Below are 21453 nucleotides of genomic sequence, written 5' to 3'. Positions count from 1 at the left end.
TTCAATCTAAAAGGTATTTTACCCTTTCTCCAGAAATGGTCATTATATAAAGGCAATCGGTCCCTAACGTTGTATTATAATTTTTTTCGCAGGGAGAGATTATAGCTTCGTTTAATCTAAAAAAACTTCCTTTGTGAGAATATAAAGAAGAAATATTATAAAGCACAGAATTAAGATCGTTTATTTCAAAAACTATGTTAACCGGTATTATTTGTTGCTCTATGATTTTTTCTGTATTAATCTTAACCATCCCAAGATAAATGTTTTGAACTTGTGAAATTAAGATTTGTTTGCTTTCTATAAGAGCATCGTATCTTTTTTGATTGTTGAATAGCTTTAGAAAGGTATAGCTTAAAAAAGATAAAGAAAATGCAAAAACCAGTAAAATAATGTACCAGGAAACTAACTGTTTTTGATAAATTTTTACAAGTTTTCTCATCTTATTAAATCTGCTTCTAAGTTTAGAATACCTTTATTTTCTCTACCAAAAAAATGTAAGTTACTTTTTTCTATTTTAAAATGTTTTTTAAAGTGATTGATTAGTTCATCTGTTCTTTTTTGTGTAGTTATCATATCTCCTTTTATTTCAACTTCAATAAAAATTTTGTTATTTTTATCTACTTTAAGATTTTTTAAAATTAAATTTTCATTCCATATTTGGGAGAGCCATAATAAAAACTCATCTAATTTTAAACTGGTTGTTTTTTCTTTTTCTAAAGAAAGATAGGTTTTGATTTTAGGAAGAGAAGATTCTGGTATTTTATAAGCGATTTCACTAATGACTTTATTAGTATTTAGAATTTCAGCTTCTATCTTTTTTTCTAAATCGGAGTTTATTTTATAAAAATATAAACATAACAAAATGTTAATCCCGGTTAATCCTAAAATAACAGGGGTCAATTTTTCAATCCAATTTATTTGAGTCAAAAATAGTTTTTCTAAGTTGGGTAGAAAATTAAAATTTTGGTCTAAAGTTATAGCTCCAAAAATTTCAGGATAAGAATAAGCTTCTTCAAAGGTTTTTAGGTTTAAGTCTATTAAAGAAAGTTTAGTTTTTTCAGCAATTTCTTCTTGATTTATTTTGTTTCGTTCTTTACCTAAGAAAAACAGCCCCTTTATGTCCTCTTGGAAAAATTTATATACATAGTCTTTTAACGATAAAATGTTTTCTGAAATAATTTGAGTAGAAATTCCGATAAATTCATCTAATACAGAGAATTTTATGTAAAGTGGGGCTTTTTGATAAACTACTAAATACCAAACTTCGTTTGGATCTAAAATAACGAGTAATACAGGTAAACTGATACTTTCTGAATAAAGTTGTTTTTGGAACCAACAAAAAATAGAGAGTATTTTATGGGTTATTATTTCTACTCTTGCTTGGACATTTCTTAATTTTTCTAAGTAATTATTAATCAATTTTTCTTCTATACCAAAAACAAAAACTTTTGAGCTCATCTCAAGGGTTTCAGTAACTTTATAAATCGTTTTAGGAGGACTGAGGAAAATTCCACTTTCTTTTACTCGGTTTTCCGCTTGGACTTTGATAAATTCTGAAATTTTCCCAGGGATTTCTATATAGTCTGCAAAAAATATTTGAGGTTCTAAGATAAGATAAACTTTTTGTTTTTTGATTTGAGAAAGTTCTATTTTAGGTAAGAACTCAAATTTTTTAAATTGTCTATCAAACTTGAAACCTTCAAAAAAGTCTTCTTTTAAAGGTTTTATTATCCAGACAGATTCTTTTTTTATCATCTTTTCCAAAATTTTAGCCAATTTTTGTTAGATTTTAACGGAAAAACTTCATCGGGAAAAGATCTTTTGGCAGTTTTAAGATGTTTTTTCTTAATTTTTTGAGACTTCTCAGCATAAGCTACTAATAAAGTTCTGTCCATAAGCTTATTGATAAGCCTTGGGATACCTTGTGTAAATTTGTATAACAGTTTTTCAAAACCTCTTTCAAAAGATATCACAGGATATCCTGCCTTAAACAAACGAAATCTAACATATTCAGCTGTCTCTTCTTGGTTAAATGGTGTTATGTTTTCCCATATGGTAATTCTTTGAGATAATTGATATAGTCGGTAGTTTTTTAATTTAGTGGTTAATAGAGGTTGTCCTACCAAAAAAAACTGGATTAATTTGTTCCTTTCAGTTTCAAAATTGCTTAAAAGCCTCAATTCTTCTAAAGTTTCTATAGGAAGATTTTGAGCTTCGTCTATTATGATAAGTAAGGTTTTATTCTCCTTTTCTAACTGTTCCAAATATTTTTGTAAAAGGTTTAAAAGTGTTTCTTTAGAAGGGGGATTTTCTTTTTCCGAGATAAACTTTAATTTTTGAGAAATAGTTATTATGAGTTCATTGGGAGAAAGAGTAGGAGTAAGAAGAAAAAGTGTGTAATAACTTTCTGGTAAAAGATTTAAAAGTAGTTTAATAAGTAAAGTTTTTCCAAGCCCTGGTTCTCCGGTTAGCACCATAAATCCTTCTTTCTTTAAAAAACCATATTTTAAAACCTCTATCACCTTGATATGGGTTGAAGAAGGAAAAAAATAGTTTGGGTCAGGGGTAAGGGAAAAAGGTGGTTCTTTTAATCCAAAAAAATTTAAGTAATCAAAAATTTGTTTTTCTTGAGAGTTCCAAAGGTTCATTTTATAATCTTCTGTAAAGGTAAAGTAATAATAAAAAACTTCCTACTATAATAGAAATCTGAGCAGTTCTAACCTCAAAGATCAATCTTTCATAAGTTATATTAGGGTCAATACTAATAAGAAAGAAATAACCTAAACCTATTAAAAAAAGAGCTAATATTAAGATTATTATCATATTTTTACATTTTGCCAATTTGAGAAATAAGTTCATATATTGGTCCAATAAGAGCTATAATTATGATTAAAAAAATCATACCGGCTATAGCGATAATAAGAGGTTCAAGTATTTTACTAATGGTTTGGATTAGGTTTTGCACCTCATTAAAATAATAGTTTGAAAGTAGTTTCATTTGTTCGTTAAGTTTTCCAGTTTTTTCTCCCACGTTGATTAACCTTATATCAAAAGAGTTGAAAATTTTTTCTTCTTTTAAAGCATCACTTAGAGTTATACCTTCTGTTATTTTTTCTTTTATATTTAAAATAATTTTTTTAGTAAGTTGGGTATTTAAGGAACTATACATTAAATCAAAACTTCTTAAAATATCTACACCGGCTTCTAAAAGTAATGAAAAATATTCAAAAAAGAAGGCAAGAAAACTTGACCTTTTTACAAAACCTATAAAAGGAAGTTTTAATAAGATCTTCTCTATTTTATGCTGTGTTTTTTGATGTTTATAAAGTATTAATAGAAATAGGATTACAATCAACGAAACAGAAAATATCAAAACATAATGTTTTTGAAAAACATCTACTATTTTCATCAAAATAAGAGTAGGAAGAGGTAAGGTAATGTGCATTTGTTTAAAAACATCTAAAATCTTGGGTAAGACGTAAAGCATCCAAAAGAGAAAAGCTGTTGAAATAGAAAATAAAACAAAGATAGGATACATCATAGCCCTTTTCGTTTGAGAGACAATTTCGTCTATACGGTAAAGATGTTTGGAGGCATCTTCTAAGGTTTTATCGATTCTTCCTGTTTCTTCACCTATTTTTATCAGAAAAATCACTACAGGAGGGAATATTTGAGTTTGTTTAAACGCTTCTGATATAGGAGTTCCTCTTAATATTTCTGCTATGATTTGAGCTATTTTTCTTTTTAAAATAGGATTATTTACGGTTTCATATAGATCCTTTAAAGCTGAAAGTAGTGGCACCCCTGCAGAAAGCAAAAAAGCTAAGTTGTGACAAAAATCTGCTAAATCTTTTCTTTTTACCTTTTTAAACAAAAATTTCAAAGATAAAGAAGAAGTTTTGTATTTTAAGGGGATAAGTCCTTCCTGATATAGATAGTTAAAAAACTCTTCTAAGTTTGAAAGCTCTATCTCTCCTTTTACTATTAAGCCTTCTTTGTTTAAAGCTTTATATCGGTAAATAGGCATTATCCTACTACTCTTTTTATTTCTTCAACCGTGGTTAAACCGTTTAAAACTTTAAGTTTAGCATCTTCTTTTAAAGAGGGTATGTTTTTATTTTTCATAAGATCTAAAAATTCTGGTAAGGAAGCGTCTTTAGAGAGAAGTTTTATAAAATCTTTATCTATGTAAATGATCTCTGAAATTACAGTCCTTCCAAGATAGCCTTTAAATCTGCAGGCCTCACAACCTTTACCTCTATAATAGGGTATATCTTCAGGTAATTCATAGTAATTTAATAAAGTAGGATCTGGTTGATATTCTTCTCTACAGTAAGGACAAATTTTTCTTACCAATCTTTGCGCTAAAAGACCTACCAAAGTAGAAGCTATCATTTCTGAAGAAATTCTTAGGTCTTTTAGACGAAAGATAGTTGAAATGGCGTTGTTGGTGTGTAAGGTAGAGAGGAAAAGATGTCCGGTAAGGGCAGCTCTGATCGCCATTTGAACGGTTTCTTCGTCCCTTATTTCTCCAACTAAAATTACATCTGGGTCTTGGCGTAGAAAATGTCTTATAGCTTTTGCAAAGGTATAACCGATTTCCTCATGAACTTGAGTTTGTCTTACCAAAGGTAAACTATATTCTATAGGGTCCTCTGCAGTAAGAACGTTTTTTTCAAGAAGATTTAAAGTCCTGAGACAAGCAAACAAAGTAGTAGTTTTCCCAGAACCTGTAGGACCAGTAACTAAAAACATTCCATAAGGAGAAGCCATTATCTTGTGGATAAGCTCAATTTGCTCAGAGGAAAACCCTAAATAAAAAAGATGCTGAGCATAGGCCCCTGAAGGTAAAAACCTTAAAACCAAGTTTTCTCCAAAAGGAGTTCTTACGCTTGAAAGTCTTAAGTCAAAGCTTTCTCCTAAAAAAGAAAATTGCATCCTACCGTCTTGAGGAAGTCTTGATTCTGCTATATCCATCTGTCCTTTTATTTTAACCACATTGACTAATTTCCCATATACAGTCCTGGGAAAAACTATTAAAGGTTCAAGTACTCCATCTATCCTTAGATAGATTTGAACGCTTTTTTCGGTAGGGGTAATATGGAGGTCTGTAGCTCGTCTGATGATGCTTAAAATTAGAATTTTTTCTAAAAGTTCTTCAGCGTTAAAGTCTGCTTGAGGGTTAATTTTTAATCTTTCAACGATAGTATTAATTTGATCCTCAATAGGGTTTTCTAAAAAATAATAGAATTTTTCTATAGCTTTGTTTATCTGCAGAGAAGAAGCTATTACAGGTGTGATTTTTAACCCTGAAACCCTTGAAGCTGCCTCAATCAGTTGAAAGTTAAATGGATCCGATATAGCTAATTCAAGAGTCCTGTCTTGTTTTAATCTTATAGGTAAAACTTTATGTTTTCTTGCAAAAGAAGGAGGGATTAAATTTAAGGCATCCTTAGAAGGAGAAAGTTGAGAAAGATCTACAAAAGGTAATCCACTTTGTTCGGCAAGAGCGATGGCAATTTCCAGGTCAGTTACCAGTCCAATCCTTACTAAAACCTCTCCTAACTTTTCTCCAGTGGCTTTTTGTTCAAGTAAAGCAAATTGAATATAATCTTCTGTGATAAACCCTCTTTCTTTAAGAAGTTGTCCTATAGGTTTTCTTTCCATATAATTTTCAATAAAAACCTATTCCAAAATCTTTGATTTCAATATTTTGATTTCTACCTCCGGTTGCTTCAGTAAAACCAAACTTAACAGAAGACATTGTTTGAGGTAATTGAAAACAGTGTTGAATCGTAGGGTTTGAGGCATAGTCTTGGGTTAAATCATTACAGTTACTACAGTCAATCCAGGCCTTTAAAAGAGCATAGTTTTGAGGATTATTTCCGCAGTTATTACAAGATGGATTACACCCTGTATGTATTTCAACTCTTGCCGTATGTTCAATTCCATCTTCTAACCAGGTTGTAACATTGGTTCTATAACATCCATTAGACGTACAACTTGGATTATCTCCCATTAAGGTATAAGTATTATGAGTAACCGTCCCTCTTTTCACGATAGCTACATGGTTGTAATTTATAGGATCATTTCTTCCTGAGTTTGGATAAACATCAAATTCTACGGCTATAGAGTCATAATTTAAACCTAAAAATCCAAGCCCTTCTCCAGCACTTCCACAGACATTAGTTGGCATATTGCCATCAACTACCGCGAAAGTAAAACCATCTGCATAACCTGTAGAATAAGGAGAGGTATCAACTGTAAGAAACTTAAACTTAAAATAAGCTCTCAGTTTTTTACCGTTTAAGGTGTAAGAAGAAGGGAACCAAAAACATCCATATGTATTTCCTGTGTTCCCTCCTAATAACAAAGTATTTCCGATAACTTGAACCGCAGAGGGATTATTTTCATTTTCTTGAAATTGGTTTATGTTGTCGGCAAAGGATATTTGAGCTCCTATCGTACCCGTGGAATTAGAAGATGTTTGAGGATTTATCGTAAGTATAAGGGTTTTTTGAGCTATATTGTCGTTGTTACCTGATTGGTCTTGATCGTCTCTTACAAAAATACTTAAATAAAAACTACCACTTTGGTTAGGAGTACCGGTTAAAGTGAGAAAGTCTGCCTGTCCCCAAGAATTTTCAGGTAAAGCCGTACAATTGTTTGAGGTAGCGGTGGGGGTTAAGTTTATTCCTGGTAGAGTTCCGTTTACTTCTACACACCATTTATACTTTCCATTTCCGTTGGTAAAAGGTACCCCACCTTCTGCATAAATTATAGCATTATAGATAGTATTCACATAACCATAAGGGAGTTCATTGTTTAGAATTTTAAGTTGGGCTCCTTGACACCCCATTTTAATTCTTAATTCTTCTAAGGTTACCCATTTTACTATATCATCATACTCTTCGGGTCTGGTAAAATCATATGGATAATCATCTATATTTTGAGTCCCTTGAGGATAAACTCTATAACATGTCTTCCCTGTAGGACAGGGAGGATTGGTTAAATTTCCTGTTTGGATATTATAGTTAGGACCACCACTTACGACAATAAAAGCTACATTAGGAATTTGAAAATTGCAATTAGTGTCTGTACAAACTATTAGATTGGTAGTTTTTTTACCGCATATTCCTTCTGCTGGATGGTTTGGGTTAGAGGTTAAAGAAGGATCAACAAAGTAATTTAGAGGCTTATTCCATGGATCATTTGGATTTCTTATAGTTCTTGAAAATTCTAACAGAGTGGGAAGTCTGTTTGTTTGGGTGGCAAAACCTATTAAGGATTCAACCGCCGCATTAACAACTTCTCTGGCCTCTGTGATTTTTGCTCTCTGGGTAAGTACACCTACTAAGCTTGCCCCTAAACCTATAAGTAAACCCAAAATAACTAACACGATAGCTATTTCTATGAGGGTAAAACCTTTAGAAAATTTCTTTTCAAAATTCTTCATGTTAAAATTAAACCTCCCCCTTTAAAGGGGAGAGATTTAACGTTTAGTTTATAAGTTTAGCCATATGTCTAAATATCCAGAAGAAGGATAATTATTACCATTGCAAGATGTTCCTGCATAACGAGCTATAGAACCGGTTGTGCATTTACCATCATCCATAGCTCGGTCAATAGCTTCTGCGGCTTGAGCTTCTATGTTTCTAAGGGTAAGCCATAATCCTGACCTTGTTTGACCACCGATAGTATAAGTACCGGTAAACATATCGATCGATCCTCCAAAGATATGCTTAGGAAGAAGGTTAGCAGGAGTTGATTCATTAGGATCTCCACTTATTATATTAGCATATCTTAGATGCCTCCAAATATAACAAGATTCTTCACCAGCATTGTCACAATATCCTCCAGCTACCAATCCATCTCCGTTTCCGTTAGGAGCCCCTGACCATTTATTAGAAGCAGTTGGGTCATCTCCAGGGTAATAACCATATTTATCATAGTAGGTATAAAAAGCTGCAGCGAATTCTTTTATTTGGCTTTGAACCCTCTTTACTTTAGCATTATATATCAATTCTTGTCCCTTAAGCACTGCCCCTAAGATGATACCAATAATAACCAACACAATCGCTAATTCTACCAAAGTAAAACCCTTACTTTTCATAATCCCCCCCCTTAATTTTGCTTTTATTGTAACAAAATAAGCGTTAATATAAAATTTGTCAACTTAATATTTACAATTTTTTTATTGTTAAGCTATTTATATTAAAGTTTATTTATTTGATAAATATATCTCCTTTAGTAATTAGTTTAAAAAGTCTTTTAGAGTAAAATGAGGGGTTTGTTCTTTCCAGAGAGTAAGTTTTTTTACGAAGTCTTCAGGAAAGATTTTAGGAAGATCTTCTTCGTAGGGTTTGATTTCTAAGGTTAAGACCTCTAAGAGGCTTATTTTTTCTGGGGCTTTGGCTAAGAAAACCTTACCTTCTTTAAACACTACTAAGCCTTGGTTTTCAAGGTTTTGTAAAATGGTTTCCAACTCTATAGGACAAATTTTAAGGTTTTGACAAAGAGTATAAATCTCTAACGGTCCTTCAGAATAAAAACTTTTCCCTAAAAGATACATCACAAACAAGGTAAAAAGATTTTTAGGGACTTTTTCAGTGTCTAACTCCCAACCCTTTTTTTCTAAGAACACGATAAGCTCAGCCCCTAAAAGAAAGACTACCCAGTTGATAAAAATCCAAACTAAAAAAAGCGGAAAAGCGGCTAAAGACCCATAAATTTTAGAATAACCTACCGCATACTTAACATAGACCGAATAAAGATAAGAGGTTGTGAACCAAAGACAAGTAGAAAAAATTGCACCGATAAGTGCTTCTCTTTTAGGTACATCTTTAGCAGGAAAGAAAAGATAGATTAAAAAGAAGAAAAGGACTAAAAATAAAAAATTTAAAACAATAAAAAATTTTCCTATGTAAGAAGAAAAAATAAAGGGTACTACAAAAATAAAAGGGGTAAGGGTGATGCAAAGCCAAAAGAAAAGTACCCTTTGGTAAATATTTCGCCTTTTGTTGCTTTCGAAGATTTTATTTAAGATGTCTTCTATCTGAAACAAAAGGCCGATACTCATTAAAAAATAAAACAAAATGCTAAACTTTCCTAAGGGAAAAGTTTCAAGCTTTTTAATTAGTTTAATCAAAAACTGGGTTGCCTTTTGAGTAGCTTCAGGGGTTAAATATTGGGTTATTTGAACCAACAGTTGGTCTAATATTTTTTCTGATGGAATAAAAATTTTAGCCACAGACAAGATAAGGCCTAATAAGGGGATAAGGGTTAAAACGGTATTAAAAGAAAGTCCCTGAGCATAGACCAAAACCTCATCCTTTAAGATTTTTTGAAAGAAAGCTTTAAGAAAAGAAAAAGATTCCTTATACATAGCCCATCTTATTATAACCTTTTTTAAAAAATAACCAAACCTTTTTTATTTTTCACCTGAGCTAAGTAGGACCTTAAGTTTTATTTTATCACTTAACTTGATTTGCTTAGAAGTTCCCAAGCGTAAAGGACCAAAACAGACGATTTATTTAGCATGAAAATATTATAAAACTAAAAAATATGTGAAAAATTGCAGAATAATTTAAAAAATTAGGAAAAATAGTTAAAAATTTTTAATAATTGAGAATAAAAAGATTTGACTTTTAAAATTAAATAACATATTTTTAAAAATTGTAATACAAAGAGAAAAATAGATTAGGCTAAGTTATCTAAGGAGGGAGATGATGTGTCAAAGATTTGAACCTAAGATAATCGTTATTGCTTGTAATTGGTGTACCTATGCTGGGGCTGATTTGGCTGGTTCTTTAAGATATTCCTATCCTTCTAATGTTTGTATTGTAAGGGTGCCTTGTTCTGGAAGGGTAGAGCCTGAGTTTGTTTTTCACGCTTTTTTTAGTGGGGCAGATGGGGTGCTTATCGGAGGATGTCATCCTGGGGATTGTCATTACCGGTACGGTAACTACTATGCCCATCGTAGATACAATCTTTTACAAAGGTTTTTAGAGGTTTTAGGGATTGAAAAGGAAAGGGTTAGGCTTGAATGGATTTCTGGGGCAGAGGGTTTGAAGTTTGCTCAAGTAGCAACGGAATTTACCGAAAAGATTAGGTCTTTAGGACCTATCAAAATTGAACGAAACCATCTAATCGATTGGAAAGAGCTTAGTCGAGTGGTGGCTGCGGTTGGTTCTGCAGGTAAGGTTTTTTGGAACGAAGCCAAATGTATGACTGAGGTAGTTCTTTCTTTCTTGGACTTTGTGCAAAAAAACTCCTGTGCTCAGTGTATTCCTTGTAGAATTGGTACAAAAAGAATTCAAGAGGTTTTATCAGGTATTTTATCAGGGAGTATAAATGGAGAAGCTGAGAGACTTCTTCACCTTTTAGCAGAAGACATAGGTTATTCTAGTAAGTGTGACCTTGGGAGGCTTGCAGGTAAGGCTGTTAAATATGCCCTTAATTGTTGTTATGAAGATATATTGGCTCATAAAGAAGGTATTTGTAAAGAAAACATCCCAGGACATCCTGGATGGGATAAAGTGGTCTCTTTGTAAAAAATTGAATTAATGGAGGTGAAAGCATGAAAGAAGTGCAATTAACCATCGATGGAATAACCGTTAAAGTTCCTGAAGGGATAACCGTTTTAGAGGCTGCTAAAAAGGTAGGGATAAAGATTCCTACTCTTTGTTATTTGGACGGGGTAGGGTTGCGTCATATAAAACATGATGTAGGTGCTTGTAGAGTTTGTGTGGTTGAGATCGAGGGTAAAAACGATTTGGTTTCATCTTGTAATACCCCGGTAGAAGAGGGAATGGTGGTTTATACGCATACTCCAAGGGTGCTTTCTGCAAGAAAGATGAACCTTGAGCTTATGTTAAGTGATCATCATTTGGACTGCCCTACTTGTTCTAAAAATGGAATATGCGAGTTACAAGCTTTATGTGCTGAACTCAATATAAGAGAGATAAGACCAAAAGGGGAGAAAAAAACTTATGAAATAGATGATTCTTCTCCTTCTATCGTAAGAAATCCTAACAAGTGTATTTTGTGTCAAAGATGTATTACTGCTTGTAAAGTTTTACAAACGGTTGATGTGTTAGAGATTTATGGTAACGGGTTTGAGGCAATAGTAAGACCTTTGGGTGGCAAACCCCTTATTGAAACCAAGTGTGTAGCTTGTGGGCAGTGTGCTTTGGTGTGTCCTACGGCGGCGATTGTAGAAAAAGACGATACTTATTTAGTTTGGGAGGCTTTGAAAGATCCCAAAAAACATGTAGTGGTTCAAACTGCACCTGCAACCCATGTAACCATCGGTGAGGCTTTTGGGTTGCCTCGCGGTACAGACATTACAGGAAAAATGGTTACCGCACTTAAAATGCTTGGGTTTGATGCAGTTTTTGATACTAATTGGTCTGCTGACCTTACTATTATGGAAGAAGGATACGAATTAATCCATAGGATTAAAAACGATGGAGTGCTTCCTCAGTTTACTTCGTGTTCTCCTGGATGGATTAAGTTTGTTGAAGAGTTTTATCCTGACCTGATACCTCATCTTTCAACCTGTAAGTCTCCACAGCAGATGTTTGGAGCAATAGCAAAAACCTATTATGCAGAAAAGAAAGGAATAAATCCTGAGGACATTTTTGTGGTTTCTATCATGCCTTGTACTGCCAAGAAGTATGAAGCAGCTCGTCCTGAGATGGTTTCTGCCAGAAAGTATTGGAATAATCCTAATATTTCCAGAGATGTAGATGTGGTGCTTACTTCAAGAGAACTCATCAGGATGTTTAAAGAGGCTGGGATAGATTTTGCGAACCTTCCAGATAGTCCTTATGATCCTATTATGGGAGAAGGTACCGGTGCTGCTCAAATTTTTGGGGCTACCGGAGGGGTGATGGAGGCAGCTTTAAGGACAGCCTATGAAGTGGTTACAGGAAAGACTTTGCCTAAGCTTGATTTCGAAGAAGTAAGGGGTATGAAAGATATTAAAGAGGCTGTAGTTGAGATGAACGGGTTAACGGTAAAGGTTTTGGTAGCCCATTCCTTAGGTGCGGCAAGAAGGTTGATGGATAAAATAAGAGAAGGTGAGTTAAAGGATTATCATTTTATAGAAGTAATGGCTTGTCCTGGAGGATGTATAGGAGGTGGAGGTCAACCTATTCCTACTACTGTAGAAGCTAGAGAAGAGCGTATTAGAGGAATTTATGAGAGGGATAGAAAATTACCTATCAGGAAGAGCCATGAAAATTCAGAAGTTCAGGCAATTTATCAAGAATTTTTAAGAGAGCCTCTTGGAGAAAAATCTCACAAACTTTTACATACCCATTACACCCGTAGAGGATAAAACACAGATTAGGAGGTAAAAATATGGTGGGCAAGGTTAGAACTTTTAAAGCAGAAAAAGGGATAACTCAAGATGTTGGAACTTATAGGAAAGGGGAACTTAAGGGTATCCTTAGGATTAATGAAGATTTATGCGTGGGATGTGACACCTGTAAGAGCGTCTGTCCTGCTAAAGCTATCAATGGTAATCTTGGAGAAAAGCATTCTATTGATTTTGATAGATGTATAATCTGTGGGCAGTGTTTGGTTAATTGTCCTTTTGATGCTATAGAACAGATGAGCTTTGTGGATGAGGTAGTAGGCAAGTTAAAGGACAAACAAACGAAGGTGGTTGCTATCATAGCTCCTGCAGTAAGAGTGGCCATAGCCGAGGAATTTGGGGCTAAACCTGGAACTTTAACCGTAGGAAAGCTTTGGAGAGCCCTTAAAAAGGCTGGTTTTGAGATTTACGATAATAATTTTGCAGCCGACCAGACTATTTTAGAAGAAGGAACCGAGCTTTTAGCAAGAATTGCCGCCCATGCTGGATTAAAAAAACTTCCTGTTTTTCTTTGGGATAAAAAAATAGAACTTGATGTAGAGGAGTTTAAGCATAAACCACTACCTCAATTTACTTCTTGTTGCCCTGGTTGGGTAAGGTATGCAGAAATTTACTATCCTGATCTTTTGCCTTATCTTTCGAGCTGTAAGTCTCCTCAGCAGATGGCAGGAGCAACCGCTAAGACTTATGGGTCTAAGGCTGTGTGGAAGGTTTCAGTCGAGAAGATCTATACTGTAGGGGTTATGCCTTGTACTGCTAAAATTTTTGAGGCTTTTAGACCTGAGTTTAATTCAGCAGGAAGGTACCATAAAAACGAAGCCATGAGAGACGTAGATGCTGTGCTTACTACAAGAGACCTTGCTGAGGTATTTAGACGGCTTAATATCGATTTTATGAATTTACCAGAAGAAAGGTTTCCTAAAGATTTTATGTGGTATTCAGGAGGAGCAACTATTTTTGGAGTAAGCGGAGGGGTGATGGAGGCGGCGGTTAGGTTTGCTTTTCATGTGCTTTCTGGAAAATCACCGTCTCCTACCTCTATGGAATGGGAATTCCAAGATGTAAGAGGGCTTACTAATCCTATTGTGAGAGCTACTCTGACCATACCTTTGAGGCCTGAATATCAAAAGGTTTTTAATGCTAAAGAGTATAAGTTTAAAGTGTGTACCATAAACGGTATTGGATGTGATGGAGCTCATTTGAAGCCTGTATTAGAAGAGGTGCTTAAAGGGAAAAGTCCATATCACTTTATAGAAGTAATGACTTGTCCTGGAGGTTGTATCAACGGAGGAGGGCAACCTAAACCCTCTATGAGTATGGGGTTTATACAAAAAATGCTTTATAAATTGGCTAAGGCTTAGATTTTAGTAATTTTAAAGAGGGGGTGTTATCATGGGAGAAATAACCAGAAGAGATTTTATAAAGATTTTAGGAATAAGTTCTGTGGTTTTAGGGGTTGGGTTGCCTGAGACAGTATATTCACAAGAAACAACCAAAAACTTTTTTGAGACCTCTGTAGGTAGGGAAAAGCTTGAACTTATTAAAGCCAGACAAACCAATCTTTACAAAGACGATAAAATAGTGAGAGAAAAGTTTAAATTGGCGGCAAGTCATGAAAACCCTATGATAAAGAAATTTTATCAAGAATTTGCCCATTATCCGTTAAGTGAAATAAGCGAGATGCTTTTACATACTCATTATAAAAAAAGAGGATAAAGCTTATTTTCCCCCAAGGGGATAGAAACTTTAAGGGAGGCCCCTCTGCATACCCTTCCCCTCCCTTCTTCCCCAAGGGGGGTATTTTCTCAGGAGGTGATTTTACCAATTGTTTAGAAAAGAAAAAGATTTTTTAGGAGAAAGACTTCTTCCTAAAGAAGTTTATTATGGTATCCATACCTTAAGAGCTTTAGAAAATTTTTCTCTTTCTGAAGATAAGGTTCATAGAGAACTTATCTGGGCTATAGGTTTAGTAAAAAAAGCTTGTGCTTTTGCAAACAAAGAGCTTGGTTTTTTAGACGAAAAAAAAGCCTCTGCTATTTTACAGGCATGTAGTGAACTTTCTGAAGGAAAGTTTGACGATCAAATTTTGGTTCACCCTTTGGCTGGAGGTGCGGGGACATCATTTAACATGAATGTTAACGAAGTAATAGCCAACCGTGCCCTTGAAATTCTTGGTTATGCTAAAGGACAATATGAAATTATCCATCCCATAGAGGTAGTAAATCTTAATCAATCTACTAATGATGTTTTTCCTACCAGTATAAAGGTAGCGGTTTTAAAACTTTTAAAAGAGTTAGCTCAAGAAGTAGCTCTTCTACAAGGAGAGTTTCAGAAAAAAGAAAAAGAGTACGCTAAGGTATTAAAAGTAGGTAGGACAGAAATGCAAGATGCTTGTCCGGTAACGGTGGGACAAGAATTTGGTGCCTGGGCTGAAGCTTTAAATAGGGACTGGTGGAGGCTTAACAAAGCCATAGAAAGGGTTAGACAGGTTAATTTAGGTGGGACAGCGGTAGGAACGGGGTTAAACTGCCCAAGAGATTTTGTAGAAATAGCCATAGAAAAGTTAAGAGAATTTACCGGGCTTCCGGTAGCGAAAGCAGAAAACCTATTTGAGGCTACTCAAAATGTAGACACTCTGTGTGAAGTTTCAGGCTTTTTAAAAACTTTAGCATCAAATCTTATAAAGATAGCAGGAGACATAAGATTTTTATCTTCTGGACCCAAGGCAGGAATAGGAGAAATAAAACTACCGGCTTTACAACCGGGATCTTCTATCATGCCAGGAAAGGTAAATCCAGTTATTCCTGAGATGGTAGCCCAAGTTGCTATAAAAGCTATTGCTTTAGATCATGCTATAACCTTGGGATGTAGCCTTGGGCATTTAGAATTAAACCCCTTTTTACCTTTGATTTCTCATGAACTTATCACAAGTTTAAGGCTTTTAAAAAGTTGTTGCCAAAATTTTAGAGAAAGATGCATAGCAGGTATAAGCGTTGATGAAGAAAGATGTAAAGAATTGTTTGAAAAAAGTGCTTGTGTGATTACTGCTTTTTCACCTTATTTGGGATATGAAGTTTGTGCTGAAATTTATCAAGAAGCTATTAGGACAGGTAAAAGGGTAGAGGATTTACTTGTAGAGAAGGGCTATTTTGTTGAGGAAGAACTTAAGATAATAGTTCAGCCTCAGGAGCTTACTACCCCTGGGGTTGCAGGATTAGAAAAAATAAAAGAATACGTTTTAAAAAATCAGCGGAGGGATAAGCAATGTTTTTAAGTTTTGAAATGGCAGAAGGGTTGAATGTGGGTAATCAAATCATAAAAGAGGACGAGATAGAAAGATATTTAGATAATGGAAAGGACTTTATCAACGATGAAGAAATTTGGGAAAAGCTAAAAAATGCTAATCCAGACCCAGTAAGGGTGAGAGAAATTTTAGCTAAATCTCTTTCTATTGAAACTCTTGAACCAGACGAACTTGCTACCTTAATTAATGTTAAAGATCCAGAACTTTGGGAAGAGATGTTTGCTACTGCAAGGGAAATAAAAAAGAAAGTTTATGACAACCGAATTGTTACCTTTGCACCGCTTTACTGTGGAAATCTTTGCATAAACAATTGTCTATATTGTGGTTTTAGAAGAGAAAATAAAGTCATCAAAAGAAGGGTTCTTACTATAGAAGAGGTTAAGCGTGAAGCAGAGGTTTTAGCAGGTGAGATAGGGCATAAAAGATTAATAGTTGTGTATGGAGAACATCCTGCTACCGGCGCAAAATATATAAGAGATACGATAGAAGCCATCTATTCGGTAAAAGTAAAGACTAAAAATGGATACGGACAGATACGCAGGGTTAATGTTAACGCTGCTCCTATGTCGATCGACGAACTCAAAATGTTAAAAGAAGTTGGTATAGGAACCTATCAAGTTTTTCAAGAAACTTATCATCATGAAACATATGCTTATGTTCATCCCGAAGGCACGGTTAAACATCATTATCGATGGAGGCTTTACTGTCATCATAGGGCTTTAGAGGCAGGGGTTGATGATGTAGCCTTTGGGGTTCTTTTTAGACTTTATGATTGGCGGTTTGAGTTGATGGGGCTTTTATATCATGCAAGAGACCTTGAAAAAAAGTTTGGAATAGGTCCACATACCATTTCTTTTCCAAGACTTGAGCCTGCTGCCAATACCCCTTTTGTTCAAGAAGCAAGATATAAAGTTTCTGACGAGGATTTTAAAAAAATAATTTGTTTAATAAGACTTGCTGTTCCCTATACAGGGATGATACTTACTGCGAGGGAGCCTGCTCCCCTAAGAAAAGAAATTTTAGCTTTAGGAATTGTTACCCAGACGGATGCTTCAACCAGAATAGGAATAGGTGCTTATTCCGATAGATATACAGAACAAGAATTAGAAAGACAACAATTTCAATTGGGGGACACCAGAGGTCTTGATGAAGTAATAAGAGAACTTGCTGAAATGGGATACATTACCAGTTTTTGTACTGCAGGATATCGTTGCGGAAGAACAGGAGAAAGGATCATGGATCTTTTGAAAACAGGTAAAGAACGTATCTTTTGTAAACTTAATGCTGTTCTTACGTTTAAAGAATGGCTTGATGATTTTGCTTCAGAAGAAACAAAGAAAGTAGGGGAAAAGGTGATTCAAAAAGAAATAGAAGAATTAAAACAAATGGTTTCATCAGGTGTTTATAAAAAACTTTTAGAGTATTATCAGAGGATTGAAAATGGAGAAAGAGACCTTTATTTCTAAGTTTATAGTTCTTGCTGAGGAAATAAAGAAAAAATATGGAGTAAATCTTTGGTTGGTTGAGGTGCTTGGAAAAAGGCATTCTTATTTAGCTGGACATAAAGAAGACGGTTTTTTGCCTCCAGAACCTCTCTATCTTAACGAAAGGTTTGCTGTGGTTTCTAATGAATGGGAGAAGATACCAGAACATGAAAAAGAAACTTTAATAAAGATTTTAAAAGAGGAACTTTTAAAATGAACATCCCCCGAGGACAGAGGCTTCATATAGCCTTTTTTGGAAGAAGGAATGTTGGTAAGTCCTCTTTAATAAATGCTTTAACCGGTCAAGAACTTGCTATCGTATCAGATGTTCCAGGCACCACTACTGACCCGGTAATTAAGGCTATGGAAATTCTTCCTTTAGGCCCTGTCGTAGTTATAGATACTGCTGGGATAGACGATGTGGGAAAACTTGGGGAATTGAGAAAAAAGAAGTCTTATGAAGTTTTAAACAAAACTGACTTGATTTTATTAGTAATAGACCCCAAGATAGGTTTGGGTGAATTTGAAGAAGAAGTAATAAAACGGGCTCAAGAATATAATACACCAATAGTTTATGTAATTAATAAAATAGACCTTTATCCTGAAGCTAAAAATGGAGCTTTTTTAGAACCAAAAGTTTTTGTGAGTGCTTTAACCGGAGAGGGGATAGACGAACTTAAACAAGTAATCATAAAACATGCTCCTAAGGATTGGGCTCTTCCTACTATCGTAGGAGATTTAATCAATCCTGGTGATGTTGTGTTTTGCGTAGTACCGGTAGATAAAGCAGCACCTAAAGGAAGACTTATTTTGCCTCAACAGATGGTTATAAGGGATATTATAGACAATGAGGCAATAGCTTTTGTAGTAAAAGAAAGAGAACTTGCTTATGCTTTAGAACAGCTTAAGAAAAAGCCAAGTTTAGTAATAACAGACGCTTCTGTTTATACCAAAGTTTCAGCAGACACTCCACCTGACGTAAGACTTACCTCCTTTTCTATACTTTTTGCACGATATAAAGGCGATTTGCAAACTTTGGTAGAAGGGATACTTGCTATAAAGAACCTTAAACCCGGAGATAAGGTTTTGATAGCTGAAGCTTGTACCCATCATCCTTTAGAGGATGATATAGGAAGGGTAAAGATTCCAAGATGGCTTAGGGCACAAGTAGGCCAAGACCTTGAAATAGAAGTAAAAGCTGGAGGTGGCCCTCTTCCTGAAAACCTTGAAGAGTATAAGCTGATAGTTCATTGTGGAGCTTGTATGCTTAACAGAAAAGAGATGCTTTCAAGAATTATGCAGGCAAAAAGGGCAGGGGTTCCTATCGTAAACTATGGGGTGATATTGGCTCATATGCACGGAATTTTAAAAAAAGCCCTTTCTCCATTTCCTCGTTTACAAGAATTGGTTTCTTTAGAGGAAAAGGGATATAAAAAAATAGCAGAAGACCTAAGATGTATAAAATCCTTTCTTACCGAAAGAGTAAACCACTGAACGAAGAAACAATAATAGAAAAATCCTTATCAGGGGTAGGTTTTACCAGAGAGGAGCTTACTTTCCTTCTTTTAGAGGCTGACCCTGAATGGGTTTATGATATTGCTAATAAAATAAGAAAACAATTAAAAGGAAATATAGTTTATCTTAGAGCAATCATAGAATTTTCTAACTATTGTAAAAATAATTGTCTTTATTGTGGGATAAGAAGGGATAATAAAAAACTTAAACGTTATCGCATGAATGAAGATGAAATCCTTGAGGTAGCAGAGAAACTGGTAAATAATGGCTTTAGAACTATTGTTTTACAATCTGGAGAAGACCCTTTTTGGAGTGCTAAAAAACTGAGTAATGTAGTAAGGAAACTTAAAAAGTTAGATGTAGCAGTTACTCTTTCTATAGGAGAATTAAGTTACGAAGACTATAAACTTTTAAGAGTTGCCGGGGCTGATAGGTTTTTACTTAAACACGAAACAATAGATGAAAAACTTTTTAGCTGGTTAAAACCAGATACTACCTTAAAAGAAAGAATTCAGCGTTTGTATTGGTTAAAGGAACTTGGATATGAAGTAGGTGTTGGATGTATTGTTGGTCTTCCAGGACAGAGAATAGAAACCTTGGTTGATGACCTACTTTTTTTACAAGAACTTAAACCAAATATGGTAGGGCATGGTCCTTTTATTCCTCATCCTCAAACTCCTTTAGCTTCTTTTCCTTCTGGATTTCCTTACTTGACCCTTAAACTTATTACCTTAACCAGGATAATTCTTCCTAAAGCCAATATTCCAGCAACTACCGCTTTAAACGTTTTAGCACCAGACTTAAGGTTTAAAGCTTTTTTGGTTGGTGCTAATGTTCTTATGCCAGACTTAACCCCGACAAAATACAAGCTACATTATGAAATCTATCCAGGAAAAGGAACATACCAGACTAAATTAGAAGACTATTTTGAGTTCTTTGAAAAAATAAACTTAAGGACCGACCTAAGATTAAATTAGGCCGGTCCCTAAAATATAAAAGTTAAATAAAAAACACTAAGGAAGAATATTTAAAAGTTTTAATCCGAGATAGGTTATACCGATTGCAGCTACTCTTTTAACCCAAATGGGACTTAATCTTTTAGCAATTCTTGGTCCTATAAATCCACCGGCTATTGCTCCTACAGCCATTACGGCAAACAACAAAAGGTCGGTTTGTCCAAAGAGGAAATAACGTGAGCTTGCCATAAGGGTGTTAAAAAAGATGGCTAAAAGAGAACTTCCAACTACTACGTAAATCGGAAGTCCCATGATAACCGTCATAAGTGGAACCACAAAAGGTCCTCCTCCGAAACCACCTAAACTTGAAGCAACAGCGATTAAGAAACCTCCTATGGCACCAACTATCATGTTAGCATAAAACTCTTGTCCCCAAAACTCTATCCTTAACTTCATAGTCCTTTACCTCCTAATTAGATTTTTTTTCCTTAGCTTCTTTAGCACGTTTCATGTATTCTTGAAGAATAGCTCTTTCTTTCTTGTTCTTCTCTAAGTAACCTGGGGTTGTCTGCCAAACAAGAAGGACTGCTAAGATTAACAATATAATACCAAAGATAAATTTATATTCATCTAACGTAACAAACTGGTTTAATAGAGGACCTATAAATCCACCAAGCAACATAAAGATACCTACTCCGATTCCAAGTTTCCAATTGATAAATCCAATTTTTGAATAGTTGTAAATACCAGAAGCTTGGCTAAAAAGCACAGTAGGCATGACTGAACCAGCTACTACACCGTGAGGTAAGCCATAAATAAGGATTAATAATGGGTTTAAAATGAACCCACCACCTGCTCCCATGATTACTCCAAAAGTACAGATGATAAAAGCTAAGGCGAGAGGCCCAAAAACATTAGTAGAAGTACCAGCTACAGGGAAATAAACCGTAGGAAAGGAGATATCATGGATTAATTTTATAGGCTCACTTTTAACTTCTTTGCTGGCTACCGCTAAAACGGTAAATTCACCTTTGGGAGCACTCCCAGGAATGGTTATTTCTGCCTCAAAGGTTCCGTCAGGGTTATGTTTGATTTGAGCAAGTCTAAAGATTTTGTTAAAATTTCTAAACCTGGTTTGAATTAATCTTGCAGCTTCTTTACTTATTTCTTTTTTATCTGTGAGGGGTTCTAACTTAATACCTCTTGAGCCTATAATCGCCCTTAATACCGTGGTTTTCCAAACGTCGATTTGTGTAATTTCTTTCACAGGAGTAATAAAGGCTACGTTAGCATTACTTTCCTTTAAAAATTCTCCGATTTTCCATTTTTTGTTCTGTGCATATTTCTGATAAATTTCTTTTATCGGTTTTTCTTCTACTGTTCCATTTTTGTCTATTTTAGCCACATAGTCATCGGCAATCCAAACTTGATAAAAAGCTGGTATTTCTTTACTTAAGTAAAATTTAAAATCCTTTCTATCAAGTCTACTTACTTGAACCTTTTCCTTAGAGGTAATCTCGATAAAGTTTACCCTGTAGCCTTCAGGCACCTTTCCTGTAAGTTTGATTTTTTCATCACCTTTAAAAGTGGTTTTATCAACCTGTAATTCAATTTTTAAAAGTGGTACCTCAGTCACAGGTTTGATAATACTTTCCTGCGGCTGAGCAAGAAGGGTTTTAGAGAAAAACATAAAAAATAAAAGCGAGAGTATCCAGTAAAAACTTAGCTTAAGCTTGTACCGCATAATCTAACCTCCTCCTTTTTGTTTTTTTAGGGAAGGCGTTAGCAAAGATTATGCCAAAATAAGATAAC

General features: G+C 34.7%; 20 protein-coding genes and 1 pseudogene. 10 read left to right on the top strand and 11 right to left on the bottom strand.

Annotated features, from left to right (window positions below):
• Position 1: 1 nt before the first annotated feature.
• From F1847_RS07635 to F1847_RS07600, 9 genes are all read right to left on the bottom strand, one after another.
• Entirely contained in the window at positions 2 to 439 is a 438-nt protein-coding gene (locus F1847_RS07635) for a hypothetical protein (protein ID WP_150072467.1), read from the bottom strand.
• Complete coding sequence (locus F1847_RS07630) at positions 436 to 1755, bottom strand: hypothetical protein (RefSeq protein WP_150072466.1); 1320 nt, start codon at positions 1753 to 1755, stop codon at positions 436 to 438. The genes F1847_RS07635 and F1847_RS07630 overlap by 4 nt, the downstream gene beginning before the upstream one ends.
• Positions 1752 to 2648, bottom strand: coding sequence for an ExeA family protein (locus F1847_RS07625; protein ID WP_150072465.1), 897 nt, complete (start codon positions 2646 to 2648; stop codon positions 1752 to 1754). Before F1847_RS07625 ends, F1847_RS07630 begins: the two co-directional genes overlap by 4 nt.
• A 1-nt stretch (position 2649) precedes the next feature.
• Positions 2650 to 2823: a hypothetical protein gene (locus tag F1847_RS09230; RefSeq protein WP_168194295.1), complete on the bottom strand. Its 174-nt coding sequence runs from the start codon at positions 2821 to 2823 to the stop codon at positions 2650 to 2652.
• A gap of 4 nt (positions 2824 to 2827) precedes the next feature.
• Positions 2828 to 4027, bottom strand: coding sequence for a type II secretion system F family protein (locus F1847_RS07620; protein ID WP_150072464.1), 1200 nt, complete (start codon positions 4025 to 4027; stop codon positions 2828 to 2830).
• Positions 4027 to 5667: a GspE/PulE family protein gene (locus tag F1847_RS07615; protein ID WP_150072463.1), complete on the bottom strand. Its 1641-nt coding sequence runs from the start codon at positions 5665 to 5667 to the stop codon at positions 4027 to 4029. Before F1847_RS07615 ends, F1847_RS07620 begins: the two co-directional genes overlap by 1 nt.
• Before the next feature lie 7 nt (positions 5668 to 5674).
• The gene (locus tag F1847_RS07610; RefSeq protein ID WP_150072462.1) at positions 5675 to 7456 is read right to left on the bottom strand and encodes a prepilin-type N-terminal cleavage/methylation domain-containing protein; all 1782 of its coding nucleotides are present in this window, start codon (positions 7454 to 7456) and stop codon (positions 5675 to 5677) included.
• 48 nt (positions 7457 to 7504) lie between these two features.
• On the bottom strand, positions 7505 to 8113 hold the full coding sequence (locus F1847_RS07605; RefSeq protein WP_206202400.1) for a prepilin-type N-terminal cleavage/methylation domain-containing protein: 609 nt from the start codon (positions 8111 to 8113) through the stop codon (positions 7505 to 7507).
• Between the two features lie 141 nt (positions 8114 to 8254).
• On the bottom strand, positions 8255 to 9385 hold the full coding sequence (locus tag F1847_RS07600) for a YhjD/YihY/BrkB family envelope integrity protein (protein WP_150072460.1): 1131 nt from the start codon (positions 9383 to 9385) through the stop codon (positions 8255 to 8257).
• A gap of 343 nt (positions 9386 to 9728) precedes the next feature.
• Here F1847_RS07600 and F1847_RS09375 point away from each other — a divergent pair.
• From F1847_RS09375 to hydE, 10 genes and pseudogenes are all read left to right on the top strand, one after another.
• A pseudogene (locus F1847_RS09375) lies at positions 9729 to 10124 on the top strand (hydrogenase iron-sulfur subunit); the annotation flags it as partial.
• Positions 10125 to 10226: 102 nt separating this feature from the next.
• Positions 10227 to 10553: an NADH-ubiquinone oxidoreductase-F iron-sulfur binding region domain-containing protein gene (locus tag F1847_RS09370; protein WP_240702887.1), complete on the top strand. Its 327-nt coding sequence runs from the start codon at positions 10227 to 10229 to the stop codon at positions 10551 to 10553.
• A gap of 26 nt (positions 10554 to 10579) precedes the next feature.
• Positions 10580 to 12343 (top strand): NADH-dependent [FeFe] hydrogenase, group A6, encoded by a 1764-nt coding sequence (locus tag F1847_RS07590; RefSeq protein ID WP_150072458.1) that lies wholly within the window; start codon positions 10580 to 10582, stop codon positions 12341 to 12343.
• A 23-nt stretch (positions 12344 to 12366) separates the two neighbouring features.
• Positions 12367 to 13743, top strand: a complete 1377-nt coding sequence (locus F1847_RS07585) for a [Fe-Fe] hydrogenase large subunit C-terminal domain-containing protein (protein WP_150072457.1) — start codon at positions 12367 to 12369, stop codon at positions 13741 to 13743.
• Positions 13744 to 13774: 31 nt separating this feature from the next.
• On the top strand, positions 13775 to 14098 hold the full coding sequence (locus tag F1847_RS07580) for an iron hydrogenase small subunit (protein ID WP_150072456.1): 324 nt from the start codon (positions 13775 to 13777) through the stop codon (positions 14096 to 14098).
• 109 nt (positions 14099 to 14207) lie between these two features.
• Positions 14208 to 15656, top strand: a complete 1449-nt coding sequence (locus F1847_RS07575; protein WP_150072455.1) for an aspartate ammonia-lyase — start codon at positions 14208 to 14210, stop codon at positions 15654 to 15656.
• Positions 15647 to 17152 carry a [FeFe] hydrogenase H-cluster radical SAM maturase HydG gene (gene hydG / locus F1847_RS07570; RefSeq protein ID WP_206202399.1) on the top strand — a complete coding sequence of 502 codons (1506 nt, stop codon included), beginning with the start codon at positions 15647 to 15649 and terminating at the stop codon, positions 17150 to 17152. Before F1847_RS07575 ends, hydG begins: the two co-directional genes overlap by 10 nt.
• Positions 17127 to 17387 carry a hypothetical protein gene (locus F1847_RS07565; RefSeq protein WP_150072454.1) on the top strand — a complete coding sequence of 87 codons (261 nt, stop codon included), beginning with the start codon at positions 17127 to 17129 and terminating at the stop codon, positions 17385 to 17387. The genes hydG and F1847_RS07565 overlap by 26 nt, the downstream gene beginning before the upstream one ends.
• Entirely contained in the window at positions 17384 to 18664 is a 1281-nt protein-coding gene (hydF, locus tag F1847_RS07560) for a [FeFe] hydrogenase H-cluster maturation GTPase HydF (RefSeq protein WP_150072453.1), read from the top strand. Before F1847_RS07565 ends, hydF begins: the two co-directional genes overlap by 4 nt.
• A complete protein-coding gene (hydE, locus tag F1847_RS07555; RefSeq protein ID WP_150072452.1) occupies positions 18625 to 19662 on the top strand; it encodes a [FeFe] hydrogenase H-cluster radical SAM maturase HydE in 1038 nt (345 codons plus the stop codon). Before hydF ends, hydE begins: the two co-directional genes overlap by 40 nt.
• A 36-nt stretch (positions 19663 to 19698) precedes the next feature.
• On the opposite strand, the gene F1847_RS09425 is transcribed toward hydE, so the two are convergent.
• On the bottom strand, positions 19699 to 20097 hold the full coding sequence (locus F1847_RS09425) for a sulfite exporter TauE/SafE family protein (RefSeq protein WP_150072451.1): 399 nt from the start codon (positions 20095 to 20097) through the stop codon (positions 19699 to 19701).
• Between the two features lie 13 nt (positions 20098 to 20110).
• Positions 20111 to 21385: a sulfite exporter TauE/SafE family protein gene (locus F1847_RS09420; RefSeq protein WP_150072450.1), complete on the bottom strand. Its 1275-nt coding sequence runs from the start codon at positions 21383 to 21385 to the stop codon at positions 20111 to 20113.
• Positions 21386 to 21453: the final 68 nt, after the last annotated feature.

Source organism: Thermodesulfobacterium sp. TA1, assembly GCF_008630935.1.
In the GTDB taxonomy this organism is placed as follows: domain Bacteria; phylum Desulfobacterota; class Thermodesulfobacteria; order Thermodesulfobacteriales; family Thermodesulfobacteriaceae; genus Thermodesulfobacterium.
The sequence above is the reverse complement of the archived record's forward strand: the minus strand, read 5'-3'. Positions and strand labels throughout refer to the sequence as shown.

Coding starts and splice junctions, on each gene's coding strand:
- F1847_RS07635 (WP_150072467.1), bottom strand. CDS start 439: ATGAGAAAACTTGTAAAAATTTATCAAAAACAGTTAGTTTCCTGGTAC.
- F1847_RS07630 (WP_150072466.1), bottom strand. CDS start 1,755: ATGATAAAAAAAGAATCTGTCTGGATAATAAAACCTTTAAAAGAAGAC.
- F1847_RS07625 (WP_150072465.1), bottom strand. CDS start 2,648: ATGAACCTTTGGAACTCTCAAGAAAAACAAATTTTTGATTACTTAAAT.
- F1847_RS09230 (WP_168194295.1), bottom strand. CDS start 2,823: ATGATAATAATCTTAATATTAGCTCTTTTTTTAATAGGTTTAGGTTAT.
- F1847_RS07620 (WP_150072464.1), bottom strand. CDS start 4,027: ATGCCTATTTACCGATATAAAGCTTTAAACAAAGAAGGCTTAATAGTA.
- F1847_RS07615 (WP_150072463.1), bottom strand. CDS start 5,667: ATGGAAAGAAAACCTATAGGACAACTTCTTAAAGAAAGAGGGTTTATC.
- F1847_RS07610 (WP_150072462.1), bottom strand. CDS start 7,456: ATGAAGAATTTTGAAAAGAAATTTTCTAAAGGTTTTACCCTCATAGAA.
- F1847_RS07605 (WP_206202400.1), bottom strand. CDS start 8,113: ATGAAAAGTAAGGGTTTTACTTTGGTAGAATTAGCGATTGTGTTGGTT.
- F1847_RS07600 (WP_150072460.1), bottom strand. CDS start 9,385: ATGTATAAGGAATCTTTTTCTTTTCTTAAAGCTTTCTTTCAAAAAATC.
- F1847_RS09370 (WP_240702887.1), top strand. CDS start 10,227: ATGACTGAGGTAGTTCTTTCTTTCTTGGACTTTGTGCAAAAAAACTCC.
- F1847_RS07590 (WP_150072458.1), top strand. CDS start 10,580: ATGAAAGAAGTGCAATTAACCATCGATGGAATAACCGTTAAAGTTCCT.
- F1847_RS07585 (WP_150072457.1), top strand. CDS start 12,367: ATGGTGGGCAAGGTTAGAACTTTTAAAGCAGAAAAAGGGATAACTCAA.
- F1847_RS07580 (WP_150072456.1), top strand. CDS start 13,775: ATGGGAGAAATAACCAGAAGAGATTTTATAAAGATTTTAGGAATAAGT.
- hydG (WP_206202399.1), top strand. CDS start 15,647: ATGTTTTTAAGTTTTGAAATGGCAGAAGGGTTGAATGTGGGTAATCAA.
- F1847_RS07565 (WP_150072454.1), top strand. CDS start 17,127: ATGGAGAAAGAGACCTTTATTTCTAAGTTTATAGTTCTTGCTGAGGAA.
- hydF (WP_150072453.1), top strand. CDS start 17,384: ATGAACATCCCCCGAGGACAGAGGCTTCATATAGCCTTTTTTGGAAGA.
- hydE (WP_150072452.1), top strand. CDS start 18,625: ATGTATAAAATCCTTTCTTACCGAAAGAGTAAACCACTGAACGAAGAA.
- F1847_RS09425 (WP_150072451.1), bottom strand. CDS start 20,097: ATGAAGTTAAGGATAGAGTTTTGGGGACAAGAGTTTTATGCTAACATG.
- F1847_RS09420 (WP_150072450.1), bottom strand. CDS start 21,385: ATGCGGTACAAGCTTAAGCTAAGTTTTTACTGGATACTCTCGCTTTTA.